The organism is Mucilaginibacter agri, from assembly GCF_009928685.1.
Taxonomy (GTDB): Bacteria; Bacteroidota; Bacteroidia; order Sphingobacteriales; family Sphingobacteriaceae; genus Mucilaginibacter; species Mucilaginibacter agri.
In genome coordinates, this window is the sequence record NZ_WWEO01000044.1 from 319,413 (window position 1) to 341,276 (window position 21,864).

The 21,864-nt window shown below is 41.5% G+C and carries 18 protein-coding genes and 1 riboswitch; of the genes, 9 read left to right on the top strand and 9 right to left on the bottom strand.

Annotation, left to right across the window (positions count from 1 at the left end; genetic code table 11):
* Positions 1 to 6: 6 nt before the first annotated feature.
* Complete coding sequence (locus GSY63_RS17665; protein ID WP_166587159.1) at positions 7 to 1,143, bottom strand: cysteine desulfurase family protein; 1,137 nt, start codon at positions 1,141 to 1,143, stop codon at positions 7 to 9.
* 94 nt (positions 1,144 to 1,237) lie between these two features.
* A riboswitch (SAM riboswitch) is annotated at positions 1,238 to 1,356 on the bottom strand.
* Positions 1,357 to 1,462: 106 nt separating this feature from the next.
* Positions 1,463 to 2,284 (bottom strand): N-acetylmuramoyl-L-alanine amidase family protein, encoded by an 822-nt coding sequence (locus GSY63_RS17670; RefSeq protein WP_243749261.1) that lies wholly within the window; start codon positions 2,282 to 2,284, stop codon positions 1,463 to 1,465.
* Between the two features lie 285 nt (positions 2,285 to 2,569).
* Here GSY63_RS17670 and GSY63_RS17675 point away from each other — a divergent pair, with 285 nt between their 5' ends.
* Both GSY63_RS17675 and GSY63_RS17680 read left to right on the top strand, forming a co-directional pair.
* Positions 2,570 to 4,942, top strand: coding sequence for an ABC transporter permease (locus GSY63_RS17675; protein ID WP_166587160.1), 2,373 nt, complete (start codon positions 2,570 to 2,572; stop codon positions 4,940 to 4,942).
* A gap of 30 nt (positions 4,943 to 4,972) precedes the next feature.
* The gene (locus GSY63_RS17680) at positions 4,973 to 7,402 is read left to right on the top strand and encodes an ABC transporter permease (protein WP_166587161.1); all 2,430 of its coding nucleotides are present in this window, start codon (positions 4,973 to 4,975) and stop codon (positions 7,400 to 7,402) included.
* Between the two features lie 162 nt (positions 7,403 to 7,564).
* On the opposite strand, the gene GSY63_RS17685 is transcribed toward GSY63_RS17680, so the two are convergent.
* The 4 genes from GSY63_RS17685 to GSY63_RS17700 form a co-directional block, all read right to left on the bottom strand.
* On the bottom strand, positions 7,565 to 8,509 hold the full coding sequence (locus GSY63_RS17685) for a Smr/MutS family protein (protein WP_166587162.1): 945 nt from the start codon (positions 8,507 to 8,509) through the stop codon (positions 7,565 to 7,567).
* 21 nt (positions 8,510 to 8,530) lie between these two features.
* Positions 8,531 to 8,782, bottom strand: coding sequence for a hypothetical protein (locus tag GSY63_RS17690; protein ID WP_166587163.1), 252 nt, complete (start codon positions 8,780 to 8,782; stop codon positions 8,531 to 8,533).
* Positions 8,783 to 9,198: 416 nt separating this feature from the next.
* A complete protein-coding gene (locus GSY63_RS17695) occupies positions 9,199 to 9,552 on the bottom strand; it encodes a YtxH domain-containing protein (RefSeq protein ID WP_166587164.1) in 354 nt (117 codons plus the stop codon).
* Positions 9,553 to 9,668: 116 nt separating this feature from the next.
* Positions 9,669 to 11,528 (bottom strand): PAS domain-containing sensor histidine kinase, encoded by a 1,860-nt coding sequence (locus GSY63_RS17700; protein WP_166587165.1) that lies wholly within the window; start codon positions 11,526 to 11,528, stop codon positions 9,669 to 9,671.
* Positions 11,529 to 11,780: 252 nt separating this feature from the next.
* Between GSY63_RS17700 and GSY63_RS17705 the strand changes: the two genes are divergently transcribed.
* Complete coding sequence (locus tag GSY63_RS17705; RefSeq protein WP_166587166.1) at positions 11,781 to 12,146, top strand: hypothetical protein; 366 nt, start codon at positions 11,781 to 11,783, stop codon at positions 12,144 to 12,146.
* 59 nt (positions 12,147 to 12,205) lie between these two features.
* On the opposite strand, the gene GSY63_RS17710 is transcribed toward GSY63_RS17705, so the two are convergent.
* The gene (locus tag GSY63_RS17710; RefSeq protein ID WP_166587167.1) at positions 12,206 to 13,342 is read right to left on the bottom strand and encodes a PAS domain-containing protein; all 1,137 of its coding nucleotides are present in this window, start codon (positions 13,340 to 13,342) and stop codon (positions 12,206 to 12,208) included.
* A 241-nt stretch (positions 13,343 to 13,583) separates the two neighbouring features.
* Here GSY63_RS17710 and GSY63_RS17715 point away from each other — a divergent pair, with 241 nt between their 5' ends.
* The 4 genes from GSY63_RS17715 (at position 13,584) to GSY63_RS17730 (ending at position 15,608) form a co-directional block, all read left to right on the top strand.
* On the top strand, positions 13,584 to 14,105 hold the full coding sequence (locus GSY63_RS17715; protein ID WP_166587168.1) for a hypothetical protein: 522 nt from the start codon (positions 13,584 to 13,586) through the stop codon (positions 14,103 to 14,105).
* Between the two features lie 12 nt (positions 14,106 to 14,117).
* Entirely contained in the window at positions 14,118 to 14,414 is a 297-nt protein-coding gene (gene trxA, locus GSY63_RS17720) for a thioredoxin (protein ID WP_166587169.1), read from the top strand.
* A 132-nt stretch (positions 14,415 to 14,546) separates the two neighbouring features.
* Positions 14,547 to 14,786 carry a hypothetical protein gene (locus tag GSY63_RS17725; protein ID WP_166587170.1) on the top strand — a complete coding sequence of 80 codons (240 nt, stop codon included), beginning with the start codon at positions 14,547 to 14,549 and terminating at the stop codon, positions 14,784 to 14,786.
* Positions 14,787 to 14,870: 84 nt separating this feature from the next.
* Positions 14,871 to 15,608 carry a DUF481 domain-containing protein gene (locus tag GSY63_RS17730; RefSeq protein WP_166587171.1) on the top strand — a complete coding sequence of 246 codons (738 nt, stop codon included), beginning with the start codon at positions 14,871 to 14,873 and terminating at the stop codon, positions 15,606 to 15,608.
* 7 nt (positions 15,609 to 15,615) lie between these two features.
* Here the strand turns inward: GSY63_RS17730 and GSY63_RS17735 are convergent, their stop codons facing one another.
* Complete coding sequence (locus GSY63_RS17735) at positions 15,616 to 16,119, bottom strand: hypothetical protein (RefSeq protein WP_166587172.1); 504 nt, start codon at positions 16,117 to 16,119, stop codon at positions 15,616 to 15,618.
* A 42-nt stretch (positions 16,120 to 16,161) separates the two neighbouring features.
* Positions 16,162 to 18,354, bottom strand: a complete 2,193-nt coding sequence (locus tag GSY63_RS17740; protein WP_166587173.1) for a penicillin acylase family protein — start codon at positions 18,352 to 18,354, stop codon at positions 16,162 to 16,164.
* 206 nt (positions 18,355 to 18,560) lie between these two features.
* Here GSY63_RS17740 and GSY63_RS17745 point away from each other — a divergent pair, with 206 nt between their 5' ends.
* Both GSY63_RS17745 and GSY63_RS17750 read left to right on the top strand, forming a co-directional pair.
* Positions 18,561 to 20,903 carry a glycoside hydrolase family 3 protein gene (locus GSY63_RS17745; protein WP_166587174.1) on the top strand — a complete coding sequence of 781 codons (2,343 nt, stop codon included), beginning with the start codon at positions 18,561 to 18,563 and terminating at the stop codon, positions 20,901 to 20,903.
* A 130-nt stretch (positions 20,904 to 21,033) separates the two neighbouring features.
* Positions 21,034 to 21,522, top strand: a complete 489-nt coding sequence (locus tag GSY63_RS17750) for a hypothetical protein (RefSeq protein ID WP_166587175.1) — start codon at positions 21,034 to 21,036, stop codon at positions 21,520 to 21,522.
* Positions 21,523 to 21,864 lie beyond the last annotated feature (342 nt).

The following is a 21,864-nucleotide window of genomic DNA, read 5'->3' on the forward strand; positions in this document are numbered from 1 at the left end:
TAATTATTAAGCTGCTTTAAGTTGAAATATATTAGCCAATTGTTCGATCACGTAATCGATCTCCTGTTTGGTATTCAATTTACTAAATGAGAACCTGATGGTATCACGCGACGCATCGGCCTGTAAAGCTTTCAGCACATGCGATACCCCTCCTGCCGAGCAGGCACTACCGCCCGATACCGATATACCGCACTCGTCCAAACACTGTAACAAGCTTCGCGGCAAGGATAGCGAAGGTAAGCCTACACTTAACACGGTGTATAGGCTTTTACCGGCATTTGCCGAGTTTCCGTTAAAGCTAATCCCCGGCAATAATTCATTAAGCTGATCGATAGCATAATCCTTCAATCCCTGAATGTGTTGCTGATGATGATCGATATCCTGGTAAGCAATTTCTAGTGCCTTTGCCAGACCAATTATTCCATGGATATTTTCCGTTCCTGCTCTTAATTTAGCCTCTTGTCCGCCACCATGTATCAGCTGCACTAATTTAATACCCTTGCGGCAATAAATAAAGCCTATTCCTTTAGGTCCATGAAATTTATGTGCAGATGCTGCTAGGAAATGAACTTTTAACTTTTTAAGATCGTGACGATAATGCCCCATAGTTTGCACGGTATCCGTATGAAACAACGCGTTGTACTTTTCGCACAGATCACCTATGGCTTCAATATCATTCAAATTGCCGACCTCGTTATTGGCGTGCATTACAGACACCAGGCTGCGTGGGTTGGTAGCTAGTAAAATTTCAAGATGCTCAAGATCAAGATTGCCGTTGTTATCAGAATTGATAAAGCTCACGTTGATCTCACCTTTCTGCTGCAGGTTATCCAAGGTATGTAATACGGCATGATGTTCGAACCGTGTAGTTATAATGTGGGTTATGCCTTCGCCTTTTACAGCTGTCAAGATAGCCGTATTATCAGCCTCGGTGCCACCTGATGTAAACGTGATTTCTTCCGGACTTGCATTCAACAAATTAGCGATTGTTGTACGTGCCGATTCGATGGCGCTTTTTACCATTCGCCCGTGTTCATGAAGTGAGGATGGATTGCCGAAGTGATCCAGCAGGTAGGGTGTCATAGCGGTAAAAACTTCTTTGTCTAAAGGCGTGGTAGCTGCGTTGTCCAAATAAACTCTCATGATGTTTTTAAATTAAATGTTGAAATCTTTTTCCACTTAATCCAGAGCACACCGATGAGCGACACCCATCTGTAAACAAGCGGTTGCTTGTTATCTCTTATCTTCCTTCTGCAAGTTTGCAGAAGCAGGAATTAGCACCTTTCACTATTTTTTCAAACAGTATAGGTTGCTAAGACGTCATAGGGCCTTTCCCTCGGTCTTTCTGGATAAGTAATAAAAAGAACGTTAAACAGTAACAAATATATACAAAAAATATAAAATCTATAGTTTTAGTAGATATTTATAGAAGTAAACAATCAGATATCTGATTATCAGTAAATTATTTTATCGAGATTTTATCTTTATATGCTTTAATGGCACGAACTATAGACTGAACAATGGCGTGTTGTCCCTCTTCAGAGTTGAGATAGTCTTCATCCTGCGTATTATTAATAAAGCCCGTTTCTACCAGTACAGCAGGCATAGCGCTATGCGCCAATACTAACAATCCCTGTTCCTTTACACCCAGGCTGTGGCGATCGTCCGTATTTTTAAGCTGATCGTTTACCAGGCTACCGAACATAATACTTTGCTTACGGTATTTAAGCATGTAATTATTTAGGATGATAGATGCCGAAGGCGAATTAGGATCATAATCGCCGTATTTTGTTTTGTAGTCTTTCTCAATAAATATCGACGAGTTCTCGCGAATGGCCTCGCGTTGCTCTTCGCTGCGATGGTAACCATAAACTAGCAATAGCACTCCACGCTCTCTACTACCTTTAGTAACGGGCGACGAGTTACAGTGAATAGATATAAAAAGATTGCCTTTACTACTGTTGGCAATGCGGGCGCGCTCGTTTAGTTCTACAAACTTATCTGTAGTGCGGGTCATTACAGGGTTAATCTCCGGCATTTGCTCCTGTATGGCTTTTTGTAGTTTAAGTGCAATGGCCAGGGCTACGTTTTTTTCGAGCGAATATGCGCCATGTGCGCCAGGGTCCTTCCCCCCGTGGCCAGCATCAATAATAATAGTATGGAATTTAAATGGAGCGTTGTCGCCATCTCCATCTTGCTTATTAAAACTACAAAGGCTTGCAACCAATATAAGCCCAATTATACCAGGTAGAAATTTGTAAAGTTTAGTCGAACGAGTCATCATTAATTCAGGCTGCAAAAATGCTATAAAAAAGTGATTTTTAAATGCTAAACATTAATATCCATCACTTTAGTTTAGGTGATTAACCCAATTAATGGGTAAAAGTTTAAAACCGCACATCACACTGTCCGAATTCGAACGGTACAAATTCAAGAATCAATCATAAAGTATTAATAATCAATAATATAACAATATGGCATGCTTATTATTATTTTACAACTGTAAGTGACCATTTAATATTACCAATGGCAGGCGGCCTCATACGCTTTCCTTAACACTTAACTCCTTATGATCAAAAATTATATAAAAATTGCGTGGCGTAACTTAATTAAAAACAAGGCGCATTCGTTTATTAACATACTTGGCCTATCTGTTGGTTTGGCCTGTAGCCTGTTGATTATGCTGTGGATCCAAAATGAACTGGCTATGGATAACTTCCATAAAAACGGCAAGCAACTTTATTATGTTATCGAGCGCAGTTATTATGATCATAAAGCACACGGGCAATACAATACGCCCGGAATGCTGGCCGATGAGTTAAAAAAAGACATCCCGGAAATAGAATATGCATCCAACCTTGCTTTCGATAATTCCAATACATTTCAGGTTGGAGATAAAATAATCAAACTGCAAGGCAACTCAGCAGGGGCTGATTATTTTAAAATGTTTAGTTTTCCGCTACTCCAGGGTGATGCTAAATCTGTGCTTAGTACTCCAAAGAGTATAGCTATTTCCCGTAAAATGGCTGGTCAGTTCTTTGGCAGCCCAGAAGCTGCTATGGGTAAAACCATCCGGTATGAAAATCAGAAAGATTTTATAGTAACTGGCGTGTTCGAAGATATCCCAAATACATCAACAGAGAAGTTTGATTTTATGCTTAACTGGTACAACTTTCTGGATGAGAATGCCTGGTGTAAACAATGGGGCAACAACGGCCCAGAATGCTTCTTTATGCTTCGCCCAGACGCTAACCCCGCTGCAGTTCAGAAGAAGTTAACTCACTTTTTAGATAACCTTAACAAAGAACAAAAAAAAGGTGTGTTCACCGTTGAACTGGACATGCAGAAATTTGGCGAGGGATATTTGCACGGCAACTTTACAGATGGAAAAATAGATGGTGGCCGTATAGAATACGTAAGGCTTTTCGGTATCGTAGCCATATTTATTTTATTGATAGCCTGCATCAATTTCATGAACCTTACTACAGCCCGTTCGGTTAAGCGTGCCCGTGAAATTGGTGTACGCAAAGTTGTAGGCGCGCTGCGTGGATCATTAATCAAACAGTTCATCGGCGAATCCCTTATGCTAACCACAGTAGCAGTATTGATTTCATTACTGTTGGTGATTTTATTACTTCCGTTATTCAACAGCGTTACCATGAAGCAGATTGCGTTACCGTTTGCACAGTCTGAATTCTGGTTAAAACTCGTTGTAATTACGCTTGTTACGGGCGTTATAGCCGGTAGTTATCCTGCATTGTTCTTATCGTCCTTTAGCCCAATAAAAGTATTAAAAGGGACATTGAAGTTAAACTGGGGAGTGGTAATGTTCCGTAAAGGCCTGGTAATTTTTCAATTCGTGCTTTCTATCGTACTCATTCTTGGCACCATCGTTATTTCGAGGCAGATAAATTATATCCAGTCTAAAAACCTTGGTTTCGATCGAGAGAACCTTGTGTTCATTCCGATAGATGGTGAACTACCCAAAAAGTTCGATGTGTTTAAAACGGAAGCCATGAAGATGCCCGGCATACAAAATGTTAGCCGCATGGGCGACAGGCCAATGAATATACAAAACGGAACCAGCGGAGTAGATTGGATTGGTAAAGATCCTAACTTAAATATCCAGTTTACCCAGGCATCTATAGGCTATGATTTTATGCGCACCATGAAGCTTAAAATGGCAGCGGGACGCGATTATAATAAAGACTTTGCAACAGATTCTACAGGTTACATACTTAACGAAGCGGCTTTAAAACGTATAGGCTACAAAGATCCAATTGGAAAGCCTCTTACCTTTTGGGGCAAAAAAGGCACTATCATTGGTATTGTAAAAGACTTTCATTATACCTCTCTGCACGATCCAATTAAACCACTGGTGATCAGACTTGATGAAAAAGCCGATTGGGGCACTATCCTCATCCGTACCGAAGCAGGCAAAACCAAACAGGCTTTGGCGGGCCTTGAAACACTTTGCAGACAGCTTAACCCCAACTTTAACTTCAATTATAGTTTTTCTGACGAGGAATATCAAAAGCTCTATCAGAATGAGCAAATTATCGGCAAGCTTTCTAACGCATTTGCGTTCCTGGCCATCTTTATATCATGCCTTGGCCTGTTAGGGCTGGCTATGTTTACCGCCGAACAGCGCTTTAAAGAAATAGGAATCCGCAAAGTATTGGGCGCCAGTGTAGCATCATTGTTCACACTGCTCTCGGGCGAGTTTATTATCCTGGTAATTATCTCACTTATTATTGCCTCACCATTGGCGTGGTATGGCATGAATAAATGGCTCCAGAACTTTGCTTACCACGCCCCTATCGAGTGGTGGATGTTTGTGTTGTCGGCCATTATCGCACTATTGATAACACTCATTACTGTAAGTTTTCAATCTGTTAAGGCGGCGCTAATTAACCCGGTAAAAAGTCTGCGCTCTGAATAACGTATCACAATTATATCAATAACAACAGTTATGATTAAAAACTATATCAAAACAGCCTTGCGATTTTTGTTGAAGAACAAAACATTCAGCTTCATTAATATTATCGGTTTGGCTGCCGGCACCCTATGTTGCCTGTATATTTTATTGTATGTGCAAGACCAGTACAGCTACGATAGGCACTTTAAAGATGCAGGGAATATCTACCGTATCACCTCAAACATGAATTTCAGGGGCGATAAACGAAAAGGTGCTGCAACTTCGCCCCCTACCGCACCCACAATGAAAGCCGATTTTAATGAGGTATTACAATATGCCCGCGTTGTAAACTCCGGTTTGGTGGGCACCAAACAGCATTTGGTGCGTTATAAGGAAAAATCGTTTTATGAAACAGACGCTCTGTTTGCCGACCCCGGATTCTTTGACATTTTTACTTATCATTTTGTAAATGGAGATAGCCGCAATCCACTAAAAGATCCGTATAACATTGTGCTTTTAAAGCCTATGGCGGATAAACTTTTCGGCACGGAAAACCCGGTTGGTAAAATGATCAGCATTGATAATGCTTATGGCAAGCACGATTTTAAGGTTACCGCCGTAATTGACGAAAGCCTGGGCAAATCGCATTTGCACGGAAATATGTTTATAGCCATGAACAGCGGAGGTATTGGCGCTTATGTAAATACAGACCAAACCTGGTCGGGCAATAATTTTGTTTTCTCTTACATCAAATTACGTCCGAATACCAACGTAACTGCTTTTCAAAATAAACTGCCCGCTTTCTTAAACAAATACGGTGCGCAGGAACTGAAAAATCTGGGTATGCAGAAGGAATTAATATTACAACCGGTAACCAAGATCCATACCACTCCTGGTTTTGAGATTGAGTTAAGTCCAGCGGTAAACCCATCGTTTTTATACATCCTAATACTGATTGCCGTGCTTATACAGGTTATAGCTTGTATAAATTTCATGAACCTCTCAACGGCCCGAGCGTCGAAACGTGCCAAAGAGGTGGGCGTTAGAAAGGTAATCGGTGCCAGCCAATCAAACCTGATCACCCAGTTTTTGGGTGAATCATTTTTACTCTCTTTTATTGGTGTGGCATTAGCGTTACCCCTGTTAATATTGGCAATGCCCTATTTAAACCAGATCACCCATACTGATATTCAACTATGCCTATTCAGTAATTATAGAATATGGGTTTTATTGTCGGCACTTATTGTGATTACCGGTTTAGTGGCGGGCAGCTATCCTGCATTTTATCTTTCTGCCTTTAAAAGCATAAAAGTTATAAAAGGTAACTTCACAAGCCATGTTTCTGCCGCCGGTATTCGCCGCTCGCTGGTGGTGTTTCAGTTTGTACTTTCTATCGTACTAATTACGGGGATTATCGTTATTTACAGCCAGCTCAATTTTATTAAAAATAAAGACCTTGGCTTTGATAAGAACCAAAAATTGGTCTTTAGTTTTTACACCGGCGAAACACAGGGTAAAATGGCAAACTTTGCGAATGATTTACGCCAGTTAGCCGACATAAAGGCCGTCACCAAATCGGATAATTATCCGGGCCAGCTTGTATTACAAGATCATGGCGTATACCCTCCAGGTGGCAATATGACTACAGCCGTTGATGCCGACAACATGGCAAGCGACGAGCATTTTTTAAAAACAACGGGTATTAAGTTAATTGCTGGAAGAGATTTTACGCAGAATGATTCGGGTAAGGTTATTATTAATGAAACACTCCTTAAGAAATTAGGCTTAACACTCAAAACGGCCATTGGCACACGGTTATACACGCAATACTTGCCTAACCCGGTAACTTATGTAGAGATAGCCGGCGTTATGAAAGATTTTAATTATAATTCTTTACATAATGCTATCAGGCCATTTATGTTGGCTTATAACCCTAATCGGGGCGACCTGTCAAATCTAATTGTAGCAGCTAACAGCAGTAATTATAAGACCCTGTTAAGCCAGATAGAGGCTTTGTGGCACAAAGATGTGCCTTCTGCCCCCTTTGAATATTCGTTTTTAGATGAAGAAGTGAATAAGCAATATACGGCAGAGATTACCTTATCGCAGATCATTAACACCTTTACGCTGATGGCAATTCTTATCTCGTGCCTTGGCTTGTTTGGTTTAGCCGCCTTTAGCGCTGAGCAACGGAACAAGGAAATAGGTATCCGCAAAGTGCTTGGTGCAAGCGTAACAGGTTTAGTTAGGTTATTATCTATTGACTTCTTAAAACTGGTATTGATAGCTATGATCATTGCCACACCTATTGCCTGGTGGGGTATGGATAAATGGCTACAAGCTTTTGCTTATCGTATTCCTATTAGTTGGTGGATGTTTGGGCTGGCAGGACTAATAGCAGTTTGTATTGCCATGTTTACAGTAAGTTTTCAGGCTATTAAAGCTGCGCTAGTAAACCCGGTTAAGAGTTTGAAATCAGAATGATCTTAATTTGTCGATTCGACAATTTGTCAATGATCTTATAAAAGTAATGCCGCATCCATTTGGGTGCGGCATTACTTTTAATATCTCATGATCGATAGGCTAGACTATGTCGCTAAGCCTGACAATTAACAAATTATCGAATCGACAAACTATATCGACAAACTACTTCAACATCACTCTCGTGGCTCCGAAGCCAAATTTCTCTTTTTGAGCATCCATAAAGGTTTGTACTTTTTGGTTGCGGCCAAGTAGTTTGTGAATTTCGTGCCTTAAAATACCATTGCCCGCTCCGTGTATAAATACGATGGATGGCATCTGGTGCACAATCGCAGCGTCCAGCATTTTACGGAAATGGTTTAACTGTATCTGGAGGATTTCACTACTGTCCAAAAACTGATAATCGTCGCGCAGCTTTTCAATGTGCAGGTCTATATCGTGTTGCGGTTTGTCAAGTTCCTGCTTTTCTTCGGCAGGTTTAAAAAAACTTTCCTTTAGCTTTTGGGCATCTATCACCAATTCGGCTTCATCCAGGCGAAACAGCCAACCGGCTTGCTTTAATATAGGCACGGTCTTTTTGGTACCTGCAAAATCCTTAGCCTTAAATTTTTCGCTGAATGTTATCGGCTTGCCTGGCTTAACTTGTTGTTTGGTATAAAATAGAGCTTGCAAATCAAACACCGGCCAGAGCTGTATGTCTGCTAGTTGAGCGGCATACATATCTACAGTTGAATGTGGAGCAATAATGCCCGAAAATTCGCCCTTATATTTTTCCTGTTGTTGCGTGGTAAGCGTGGCCAGTAGCTCAAAGGAGGTTTCGTTGACCAAATGAAAATGAACCACTGAGGCGGCACGGCTATCGCTAACAACTGCCAGATATACACCGTGTTGCACAAAAGCCGCAGCTGGAACTATTGATGCTGCACTATCATCATTATTATTAGCCGCTGCACCATGCCCGTAAACGGATGTAACTTTGGTAGCCAATACAGGTATCTCAAAATCATCATCTCCCGTAACGCCAATCATTTGATCATCAAATATCCGGGTTACATAACCCTCACGTTTTTCATCCACAAAACGCACAAAATCGCCAAGTTTCCACTTCATTTGGCTACAAAGTAAAGCATTTTAAACGGAGCTCCCATACTTACTTATGGCTGCTCCCATTTTTTCTACCACTTCTTCCTTAAGGTTGCCTTCCTGTAATTCCCAATAGTCGGGCTGATCGAAGGTTTTAACAATGGTGCATAAATGTTCGTCGTTTTTTACCACGATATAGGTTTCATTACAAGGTAAAACTAGCAGATTAGTCTCTTTACCGTTCTCATACAAGTCAAACGATATTTTAAAAGGCCCCTCTGGCCGGGTCTGGTCATTCATAACAAACTATTGGATCGTAATTTTCCCGTATAAACAGCTAAAATAGATTTATAGTTGATCTCCAACAAAAAAATTACAATAAACAACTGTAAATCAACAAAGAATCATGTTAATATAACTCACAAACCTTGGGTTTGTAATCCTAACAGCGGATTAAAAGATAATTTCACTGTTAAACTATGCGGAAATTGAACTAATAATGGCAATCTGATTAGACTACCAAAAGAGTGAGAAAAAAGAAAAGCCGGATCAAGGATCCGGCTTTCATTCATAGTCATTTAATACCCCTATTAAAATAACTATAGCAAAGAAACAAATAAAAATCAAAAAATACAACCTGCAGTATCAACATTTAAATTTTTATTTCATAAAAAAACCCGCTTTTGGCGGGTTTCATTTCAAAAAGTTCGATAAGATTATGCTTGTTGGATAGAGTTATTCCAATCGTTAGCTGTACTTTTAACTTTATCTTTGGCTTCGTTAACTTTAGACTCCGCAGCATCAACCGCTTCGTCTTTATAATCGGTTGCATCGCCAACTATACCGTTAAATTTCGATTTTGCTTTATCTACCACACTGCTGGTATATTCTTTAACATCGCCAACTGTGTTCTGCGCCTGATTTTTTGCTTTCTCGAATAAATCGTTTACATAATCGGCAATATCTTCACGCAGTTCGTTTCCACTTTCGGGGGCCAGTAATAATCCAATAGCTGCACCGGCAGCAGCACCTACTAAAAGCGCTGCAATTACTTTGGTTTGATCTTTCATATCTGTTGTACTTTTAAGTAGATGATTCTTTAGTTTAACAAAATACGAGGCCCAGTGTTTAGGTAAATTAAAAAAAAGAAAGGCCGTGAACGATGGATATAGCCCACAAGTTATACTTAAACTTCATCGTCCACCATTGGCAATTCAAAAGAAAAGAACGACTCTTTTCCTTTTTCACTATCTACCCAAATGGTGCCTTTATGGCGCCGGATAATCTCGGCGGCTACATAAAGCCCTATGCCAAAACCCGAAAACGTTTGCTCATTACGACCCTCAACACGGTAAAAACGATTAAATATCTTTTCCTGCTCGGTTTTGCTAATACCAATTCCGTAATCATGCACTGTAACCCGCACATGCCCATTATTATTTTTAATTGATACATCAATACGATCTGTTTCGGGCGAATATTTAATGGCGTTGGTAAGCAAATTGGTAATAACCTGCGCTATGCGGTCACGGTCTGCATAAACAGAATACCGCGCTTCCTCTTCGAGTACTATGTCATGATGTGGTGCAGTGTATTGTACCTCATCAATACATTCTTTCAACAAGTCATTCAGTACAAATACCTCGCTATTAAGACTCAACCTGCCGCTTTCTATTTTTGATACATCCAACAGATCGGTTATTAAGCGTGTAAGCCTGTTGATCTGTTTGTTAATAGTCGAAAGCGATTTTTTCAGAAAGTCTTCGTCCTCATGATCTTTATAAATACTCAGCAACAATTGCACATAAGCTTTTATAGATGTTATCGGCGTTTTTAATTCGTGGCTGGCCATGCCGATAAATTCGTTCTTAATTTGCTCGTGCTCTTTCGTTTCGGTAATATCCATGCCCGACCCGATATATCCCTCAAACTCACCTTCGGGAGAGTAGCGGGGCACCGATTTCATTCCGATGTCGCGGTACACACCATCGTAGCGGCGAAGTTTAAACTCAAGATAATATTCAGCCTGCTTTTCGAAGGCAGTAGCATATATGCTGTAAACTTTCTCCTTATCGTCGGGATGCAACTCTTCAGTTTCATGCGTATTTACAGACTCCTCGAAGGTCTTACCGGTAAAATCCAGCCAGCTCTTGTTAAAAAAAGATGTTTTACCCGATGTATCTGCCATCCAAATAAATACGGGAGCAGTATCAGCGATCTTACGGAAACGTTGCTCACTCTCTTTCAAATGGCTTTCTGTCTCCTTGCGTTCTGTAATATCCATACACGAACCCGCATAACCTTCAAATTCACCGTCTGCAGAATAACGCGGCTTGCCTGTAGCAGCTATCCACTGTAGATCGCCATGGTCGCTAATAATCCGAAAATCAATATTGTAAACTTTCTTGGCAGCAAAGTATAAGGCGAAACGATGGAAAACATGCTCCCTGTCTTCTTCCACAACACTATTAAGCCAGCCCCTGCCCAGGTGTGTTTCAAATGGCTTACCCGTCCACCGTACCCAAGCCTGGCTTACGTATGTAATGTCGCCATGCACATCTATCATCCATAGCGCAGTGGCAGCGGCTTCGGTAACACTTTTAAGCACCAGCTCTTGTCGGGCAAGCATTGTTAACGTTACCACCCTATTGGTCACATCCAGCCCACTAACCACAATGCCATCTACTATGCCTTCGGCATTGATGTGGGGCGAGAAAACAAAATCGAAATAAGCTACACTGGTTGTACCATTGTCTTTCCAATCGGCTTCTGCAGCGTAGCTGTAATGATAAATGGATTCGCCCCTGTCAAAAACGCGCGATGATACATCGCCCCAATAACGATGAAATTCGGGCCAGGCATCAATAAGAGGCTTATTAAGTACATTGCGGTACCCCAATATTTTTATAAACTGCGGGTTAATTACTTCAAATATGCCCTCCCGCGATTTGAGGATGGCCATAGGTGCCGGGCATTGCGCAAACAAGCCATACAGCTGCTCATTAAAGCTGCCTGATAGTATATCGGGTGGTTGGCGGTTGCCCATAGGTACTTTTAACTAATTTCACTAAAAAGAAGTTTAATCACAAATAATTTAATCTTTAAGAAATCACAAAGCGGCTATTAACTCATATACGAGCATTTGTATTAGAGCGTTTCTGCAGATCATTAAATTACCAGTAGCAGTTGGGGTTTCAAAAAATCGTTTTATTCATTTTCACCGTCATCAAACTTGTTACCCTAAAGGCATTAGGTTGTATTGAAATAATTATAATTTTACCCCATACAAACTAAGTGCATGAAAAAATTAGCAATAGTATGCCTGCTGGTGGTAGCAGGTGCCATAAAGAGCTTTGGACAAACCAAAATAGAGGCCAAAGACGCCGGAAAACACATAAACGAAACCGTTACTCTTTGCGAAAAAGTGGTTGATGGTAAGTTTTTTGATAACTCGCAAACAACGTTGCTTAACATTGGTGCGGCACACCCGAATGAGTTACTTACCCTGGTTATTAAGGGCGATGACCGCAAGAAATTTAGCGGCGATCCTGAAAAAATATTTATGAATCAAAAGGTTTGCATAACAGGCAAATTTATTGACTACAAAGGCAAACCAGAGATTATAATAACTGATGCCGAGCAATTAAAGCTCGACAAAAACTGATACCAACGCAAAGAGGCTACCCCGATCGGGATAGCCTCTTTGCATTAAATCTCTTTTTCTTAGTTCACGCTTCTGTTAAGCGTAGTTTCCGATTCCAACACAATATTACAAATCTTATCATCCAGCTCGTTCACGGTGGTTTCTATCATCTTAAAATAGACGTAATCGTCATAAGGATTATCTTGTTCTAATTTTATCAGCTCTATCATACCCATTAAAGACGCAACTGGTCTGCGGATCTCATGTGATTGTAGAATGGCAATTCGTTGCAAGGCTTCATTTTGCAGGTTTATCTGCTCCTCGTGTCTTTTACGCGCGGTTATGTCTGATGCATTAACGGCAACACCAAATACATCATTCCCATTTTTTACCGGAATAAACGAAACATCCAGCCAGGCTTCGCGCGGTGTACCACGCCGTACATGCAGTTCCCCACGTACAGAATGCCCCGCTAAGGCCGCGCTATAATACCGTACCATCTTTTTTAAGATATGCGGCTCCAGGTAATCCGACAAAAATTTATCGATAAACAAACCGGTTCCGATGGTTTTTATATAATACTGATCTGCCGCTTTATTAAATGCCAGAATATTTAGATGCTTGCCTAATAACACGAACAAATCTTTCGAACTATCAAAAATAGCCCTGAGCTGCAATTGCGATGCTTCCGTTTCGCGTTTGCTTTCCACGGCTTCCTGGTGCTTTTCGTCGAGGGTTTGCAAACTCCAGCTTAGCTCCATAAGGTTTATGGCCTGTTTCGCTAATACCCGAAGCGCATTCTGTTGGCTCTCTGTTAAATGCTTAGGTTTTACGTCGAGTATGCATAACGTACCTGCATGTTGGCCGTCGCGTGTTGTCAGATTAGCGCCAGCGTAAAAACGAATCTGCGGGCCACCCACTACGAAAGGATGATCTTTAAAACGTTCATCGACGCTGGCATCAGGAATAATGAGCAACTCATCTTGTTCAATTGTAAAACGGCAAAAAGAGGCCTCGCGGGTGTTGCAATAAATATCAACCCCCATGGTAGCTTTAAACCATTGCATATCCTCATCAATGATGGTGACCATTGCAATTGGTGTTTCACAAATCTGTGCTGTTAAATTAACAATATCGTTAAGATCTTTGCTGACCGCGTCATTAAGTACCATAAACCGGCCTACAGCCTCAAGTCTTTTGCTTTCGCTACTGCTCATTTAACTCTGATGGGGCTTTAAGGGGTATTGGATGTTGTTTTAAGCTAAATATACGTTTAATACGGCGTATGGGTTTTGATTGTTTCATTATTTACCCCATACAAATAAGTAAATAATTTACCCTCAATGATAATTAAAAATACGGTAAATTGCTATAACAGCGCACACCAGTAATTTAATTGTTTACAACCTAAACATTTAGACCCGGTTTGTTATTAAGTAATGTAAACAGCTCAAAATTATGAAATACACATTTTTGTTTGGGTCGAACGCATTTATTGTAGATCAGCCCGTTATCACTTACCTGCAAGATGGTGAATCCGTGGAGTTATTAAGAGTTAAGAGCATTCATTCGCCATTAAGCAAATCTTCAGAACAGTCTTTACTGACCGTTGACACCAACTTTACCGATACCCTTGGACACAACATTGTACTTGCCGACAGTGACTACGACCATCCGGATTACAAGGTGCAACGTACCGACAACCAGATCCATGTTACTAACGGAACCGGCCATACCGTAATCGATGTTTTACAATTAGATACCAAAACTGCATCGCATTTATCCAGCCATATCATTAATGAGCTACACAACGTTGGCGAAACTCACGTACTCCGCATTCGTGGCGATTTTAAATTTGGTGACCATAATATCACGATTGATAACGAGAAGCTATTTATTGACGACGACGTTTATGCCGAAAGTGTGCATGTAGGCCATAATGGTGGCATACAATTAAGCAAAGATGGCGTACGCGTTTAAAACATAAAAAACATGGCAACATTTGCAGATCTGCTGAATGATGAGAAGCCGGTATTGGTGGATTTTTCTGCCGAATGGTGCGGCCCTTGTAAAATGATGGCTCCTATTTTAAAACAGTTAAAGGAAATGACCGGCGATCGCCTGAAGATATTAAAGATTGACATTGACAAAAACCCTTCGGCTGCCGACGCTTATAAAATACAAGGCGTACCCACATTAATATTGTTTAAAGATGGGCAAGCCAAATGGCGGCAATCGGGCGTTATGCAAGCTGCACAGCTAAAACAGATCATCGATCAGCACATTTAAGTTCCGTCATAGGGGCGTTGGTTTTCCACGAATTAATTTAACAATGTGGAAAACCCTTGAACATTTGTTGAAAGTATGCTTATTGATATGGCATACTAATTGCCTGATAATAAGCATAAACAAATATTTGCTATGAGCCCCTTTTACAGAAGATTAGTAACGTTCGGCCAGTTAGTGCAGCAACTGAGCCGGACAAATCAAACCAATTACAAAGACTACTTTGAGGTAGAACATCCTGGGTTTCCGGTTTATGAAACCAAGAGCAGCGTTAAACCAAGGCTATCTTTTAAAAAGCCCTGTACAAAAAAAGATCGTCATCAAATAACAGAGCTTTTTAATAAATGCTTCGGTTCGCATGATCTCACTGTGTAATTGGGTTTTATGAAAACTACTTATTAAATCAGAACCATTGCTATTTCTGGTTGTTCAAATCTTTGTGAACAACTCTGATAGCCTATGATTAGTAAAAGCCTTCTGCTGTTTTTATTATTATTGATTACACTAAACTGCCTGGCGCAGTTTAATGATACCACGCACCACTACGTTAACTTCAACTCTTCGGGTTCTATCAATAAAACCAATGATGGAAGCTCCTACCTGCTTAACAATTCGTTAAAATTCGGCTTAAGGAAGAAGTCCATCGCGGCTAACTTCAACAATAACTGGATTTATGGTAAATCGAATAACGACATTACAAACAACGATTTCACCTCGTCGCTGGATTTCGATGTTTTTGCAGGAGATAGCGCCCGCTTCTATTATTGGGGACTAGCCAATTATACAACCAGCGTTTCTTTAAGAATCAACGACCAATTGCAAGCCGGCGGAGGGGTAGCCTATTACTTTGTAAATAAGAAAAATGCCATGTTTAATGTGAGCGATGGTATTTTATACGACAGAGGCAACTTGTTTTTAGATGACGACACACATGACGTTTATGACACCTATCGAAACTCGTTCAGGATACTGTTTAAGTTTATGATAAAAGACATCATCGTTTTGGACGGCAGCGATTTTATACAGAACTCTTTTACCAGACGCAGTGATTATATCGTGCGATCCACAACTAACCTCTCTGTCAAGCTTCGAAAGTGGTTAAGCTTTACCACTTCTTTTACATACAACCGCATGAATCGTACTAACCGCGAAAACTCGCTGTTAAGTTACGGCCTTACTGCCGAGAAATATTTCTAGGGCATTTTTAATCTAGGGTAATTAAGCGTTTCTCGTGCACTTCTACAGAGTAGTATCCACTTTTTCCGGGCAACGGCGTATAAACGGCCACGCTATACAAGTCGCTCTCATAAGTCCTAATCATCTTATCGTTATCGTTACCCTTAAAGGTTAAAGGGTAACCATATTTAGTTATTTGTTTAATTAATTCGTTAATGTGCTTAACGGATGTTGTGGTATAACTCAAAACATGCAGTACTTTACCGTCGACCTGACGTGTGCCCATCCCGGTAATCACAGTTTCGCGAAAGCCATCTGCACCATACCGATTCTGGTATTTATTGACGGGAATCCCCTGAGTCATGTCGGTTGACAGAAATTCAAATTTTTTACCGACGGTTAAGAACTGGTTGATCTGGGCTGTTGACGCACCAACCAAACTCAGCATATCCTGAAAATTGATGTGCTGGGCCTGCACTTTAGAAAACCCGAGGAACAGCATTATAACAGCAAGTAAATACTTCTTCATCATCAAATTATTACATCAAACATACGAAAATTAGGCTTATCTGATTTACTCGCCCGGGTGATAGGTTTTCTCGGCGTGCTTCAATACATCTTCTTTATAAAAAAGCACATCTTTGAATTTCCCGGTAAGGTAACCATCTGCCTGGTCTGTGAAATGTTTTGACGTAGGATCAAACGATGTACCCCCGGTCTCAATACTTTTAGCCTTGATACGCGGGCCAAACTCAACCGCGGCGACAAAGCTATTACCCGAGTAGCCGTAACGTTTCTGGGTATTTTGTGTACGGCTCACAAACGCTGGTAGCTGTCCGAATGTACTGGCCACAGATGCCGCCGGAACACTTGGCTTACTATCATCAAACACACCATTATCCGGGCGTTGGTATCGGTTAATATCCCCCCATTGCATCTTCCATGTCCCGTAACGAGCCTTCAGGCTGCTTACTACTTCGGCCAGGTATTCCAACTCCTTATGAGCAGATGTTTTGCCCAACATTTCCGTTACCCTGTCGGTTTGATATGTGCCCGCTTCTGTCGAAGTAGCTTTTGGAAGTCCCCTGAACATTAAGGTGCCCCACTCTACCGCGAGCGTAGTTGCTACCGAATTTGTTGCTGCTATTTTATCCCATTTCTGCAATTCAATCATCGGTTCTGTCAATTGTTGCTTTAATGTATCTGTCGACTGGTTGTAGGCACTAACTAACTCTGGCAACAACACATCAAAAGCCGATAAGTAGCGGTTATATCCTAAGCCGATCATATCGTCTAACGAGAGTTTTCCGCTTGTGCTCAATAATTTTGCAGCGGTTACGCCACGATAATTTTGCCCATCTGGCGCCATATACAGTGGGAATTTATCTTTATCCGGACTATCTTTCCCTGCCGAAGTATAAGGCGTGGAGTTACAGTTTTGAATCCAACCGGTAGATGGGTTATATACGTGCACAATCTCGTCGATAGAGTGCGTGCCTTGCCATTCGGTTGCGGTAGTCGTGCCGTCAACGGGTTGACGCCAATCGTATTTTGCGTTACGCTTCGGCATAAAGTCGCCGTACCAAAATACCGTATTCCCCTTGTCATCGGCATAAACGGTATTGTTGCTCGTATTTGCACGCAACTCCATCGCTTTTCGATATTCAACGAGGTTATTTGCCTTTGTAATTAACCACGATTCGAGCAATGCATTATACGAGCGGTTGTAATGTTTCAGGGCCAGCCACTTTCCGTCCCTGCTCGCTAATACAGGCCCATGATGGGTTAATAAACCCTTAAACTCTTTAGATAATTGCTGGCCGTCATTCAAATAAGTTAACTTAACGGGCTTTACTGTAACCGGCTTTTGTGCGCCATTATATTCATAAACCCAACTGCCATTTTTGTTCGATACCTTTTCGGCATACACGTCGGCTACATCTGCATAGCTTGAAGTATGCATCCACCCGCAATGCTGATTAAATCCTTGATAAACAAAAAATTGCCCCCAAGTTACCGCTCCGTAAACATTCAATCCTTCCTCACTCACCAATTGCACTTCCGAACGAAAATAGAAAGGTACGTGCGGATTAATATATAACATGGCATGCCCCGACTTCGATTTTGATGGTGAAATTGCAAACCCATTTGAACCCATTTCACGCTTATCTACCTCCTCAACAATTTCGCGTTTAAGCCCCGTGCCTGTCGCACCAATTTGCCGTGGTTCATGGCTGTAAAACTGCGTTGACTCCTGTAATGTTATATCGCCATAATTGGTTGCGGCAACACTACCGTCGGTAAACATCAAGGCAAACCATGGCTCAAAATGTTTAAATACCAGGGGTTTCACTTCGGGGTGTTTATAGAGATAGTAATTTATACCATCTGCAAAAGAATTCATTAATTTTTTAAACCATAGCGGGCTAGCTTTATATTCCTTTATAGCATCAGCGGTATCTGCTATCAGTTGCATCTGCAGGTCTTCGTACAAACGGCTCTCGCCGTCAGCTTCGGCCTGGCGGCCTAACTGGTAAAGATAGTTACGTTCTATACCTTTAAAATTGTCTTCGCACTCCGTATACATCAATGCAAAAACAACATCGGCGTCGGTTTTGCCATAAATGTGCGGTACACCATAATCGTCTCTTATGATGGATACTTGTTTGGCTTGGGTTTCACAACGTTGGATATCGGCTTGGGTGAAATTCTGAGCAAGCGCAGCAACGGGTAGTAAAAATGTAAGTAGGGCAAATATTTTTCTCATCTATAAATTGAATTCCTTTCGGATGAAGCTTATAGCCTCAACGGCTCAAAAAAATTATTTATTCGGGTTATTGCTTTCTTAATTTAATGTGTTACTTTAACACATTGATTATAACCAATGAAGTTAAGTATATAAAACACAGCTTAATATCATTACAAGCAGGATTTAACCAACCCGAGCACTAAAGATAAACCAATTTATATTTTATGAGGATGAAATTTACACCTTATGCTTTTGTTATGGCTGTTTTATGCGGACAAGCCGCAACGGCTCAGCAAAAATTTACCAGCGAAACAGCGGGCAACCATACCATTATTAAGAATCAGGGAGGGCAACTACTCGGTTATTCGCCTTCCTCTGGCGTTAAAATATTAACTGTTGATGGCCTCGCATTTAAAGACCTCAACAAAAACGGCAAGCTGGATAAATATGAAGATTGGCGTTTGCCTTTTGACGTACGCGCTAAAGATCTGGCCAGCAAAATGAGCGTTGAACAAATTGCAGGTTTAATGCTTTATAGCCGCCACCAACCTATCCCAGCGCCTCCTGCTGGTCCTTTTACGGGCACTTATAAAGGCAAATCATTTACCGAAAGCGGTGCCAAAGCATCAGAGCTTACCGATCAGCAGATCGACTTTTTGACAAAGGACAACGTACGCCACGTGCTGGTTACCTCAGTACAGTCTCCAGCTATAGCAGCGGAGTGGAACAACAACATGCAAGCCCTTACCGAGGGTATCGGCCTGGGAATACCTGCCAATAACAGCAGCGACCCGCGACATGGTATTGTTGCTTCGGCAGAGTTTAATGCAGGCGCGGGCGGCACTATTTCTATGTGGCCTGGATCATTGGGGATGGCGGCTACGTTTGATCCGGCTGTAACCGAAGGCTTTGGGCATGTTGCTGCAACTGAGTATCGCGCCTTAGGTATTGCCACCGCCCTTTCACCACAAGTTGACATTGCCAGCGAACCACGCTGGTGGCGCGCCAGCGGCACTTTTGGCGAAGATCCGCAATTGGCCACGGATATGGCCAGAGCTTACATTGACGGCTTCCAGACATCTGATGGCGATAAAGAAACATCGGGTGGTTGGGGCTACAATAGTGTAAATGCTATGGTTAAACATTGGCCAAGCGGTGGCTCGGGCGAAGGCGGTCGCGATGCGCATTATGGCTTTGGCAAGTATGCCGTTTACCCGGCCAAACAGTTTGCCAAAAACGTAGTGCCTTTTACTGAGGGCGCCTTTAAATTAAAAGGTAAAACCGGCGAAGCTTCGGCTGTAATGCCTTATTATACTATCTCTTATAATCAGGATACAAAAAACGGCGAGAACGTTGGTAACAACTATAACAAGTTTATTATTAACGACATGTTGCGCGGCAAATACAAGTACGATGGCGTAGTTTGTACCGACTGGTTGGTTACTGCCGATGAAACTTCCGTTGATCAGTTTTTATCGGGCAAATCATGGGGTGTAGAGAAATTGAGCATCGCCGAACGCCACTACAAAGCCTTAATTGCCGGTGTAGATCAGTTTGGTGGTAACAGCGATGCCGCCCCGGTAATATCTGCCTACCAAATGGGGGTAAAAGAATATGGCGAGGCTTTTATGCGTAAACGTTTCGAGCAGTCGGCCGTGAGGTTGCTGAAAAACATTTTCCGCGTAGGATTATTTGAAAACCCGTACTTAGATGTTAATGAAACACAGGCCACAGTCGGCAAACCAGAGTTTATGGCGGCTGGTTATGACGCCCAACTCAAGTCTGTGATAATGTTAAAAAATAAGGGTAGCGTATTGCCTCTTAAAAAGAACAAAACTGTTTACATACCTAAGCAGTTTACTCCGGCAGGCCGCAACTTTTTAGGCATGCCTACACCAGAGAAACTGGACTATCCGGTAAGTATCAGTGTAGTTAAAAAATACTTTAATGTAACCGATAACCCAGAGGACGCAGATTACGCTTTAGTTTTTATCAACAGCCCCGAATCATTAGGTGGATACAGCGCTGATGATGTTAAAGCCGGTGGCAATGGTTATTTGCCTATCAGCCTGCAATACGGTCCGTATACTGCTACCACTGCTCGCGCAACTAGTATAGCAGGTGGCGATCCGTTAGAGAATTTCACTAACCGCAGCTATAAAGGCAAAACATCAACAGCTATCAACACCACCGATCTTAACATGGTAACTGATACATACGCCAAGATGAAAGGCAAACCGGTTATTGTTTCTGTAATGATGAATAATCCAACTGTGTTCGGCGAATTTGAGAAAGATGCCGATGCTCTATTGGTTCAATTTGGCGTGCAAGACCAGGCTATGCTGGACATTCTGACCGGCACCAAAGAGCCATCTGGTTTGTTACCTATGCAAATGCCAGCCAATATGGAAACCGTTGAGGCACAAGCGGAAGATATGCCGTTAGACATGAAATGCTATAAAGATGCCGAAGGCCACGTTTATGACTTTGCCTACGGCTTAAACTGGAAAGGGGTTATTAAAGACGCCCGTACAGCAAAATATCAGCACAGTAACAAAGTCAATTAATGCTGTGTGATTAGGAAAATCCCCGCTTAGTAAACTAAGCGGGGATTTTTCATTTAATTCCTGAAGGTTGTAGAACATTTAAAGTACTGCCACGTTTTAAATTAAGTTAACCTCAGCAAGCCATCGTTTTATGAATCTCAGAAAAATATTTACAGCAGGCACCGCCGGTACGGCAGCAATGACTTTGTTTAGTTATGCAGTAAGCAAGGCGGCAAAAAAGAACTTTCTAGAACCCGAAATAGTAGCCCAATTGCTTAATCGTGTTACAATGTTAAATAAACAAAGTTCTAAGCTTGCTGGTTGGGGCTCGCATTTAAGTATAGGCTATCTGTTTACATCTGTTTATGATAAATACCTCGAATTGAAGAAAACCCGGCCGAGCCTCGCGAATGCGCTGCTGCTGGGTACGGTAGGTAGTGTATCGGGAATATTAATATGGAAGACTGTTTTTAAAGCATACCCCAATCCGATCGGCATAGACTTAAAGAATTTTTACCGACAACTTTTTATAGCTCACCTTGTATTTGGTGCAGGCGTAGCCCTGGCTTACGAGCTGGATGATCTGGAGGTTGTAAAACCAGGCCCCTTTTATATAGAATCAGATTATATTTTTATTTGATTTATTTGGCCTACGGAGCTTTGGCTATTGTAGCTTGGCCACTATTAAATCCATCAATAACACCACGTTTAAAGTCGCCCCAGTGAGTTAGCAAAGAGTAAATTATAATAATTAGTATTATTCGCCATATAAGGCCTTTACGCTTTTCCATTTGTATTAAATCGAATAATTAAACTTATTATTTATTCGGTTAAAATACAAGAAGTGTTAGCACCTAAATGTGTAAGTAATATTGAGGTTACGCCCCGGATTAGGAATAATTACCGGTTTATCATAACTTTGCATTGCAAAATCAATGGAGGAACGGCCTCCCCCATTCGGGAATAATGTCAAGGACGGCCT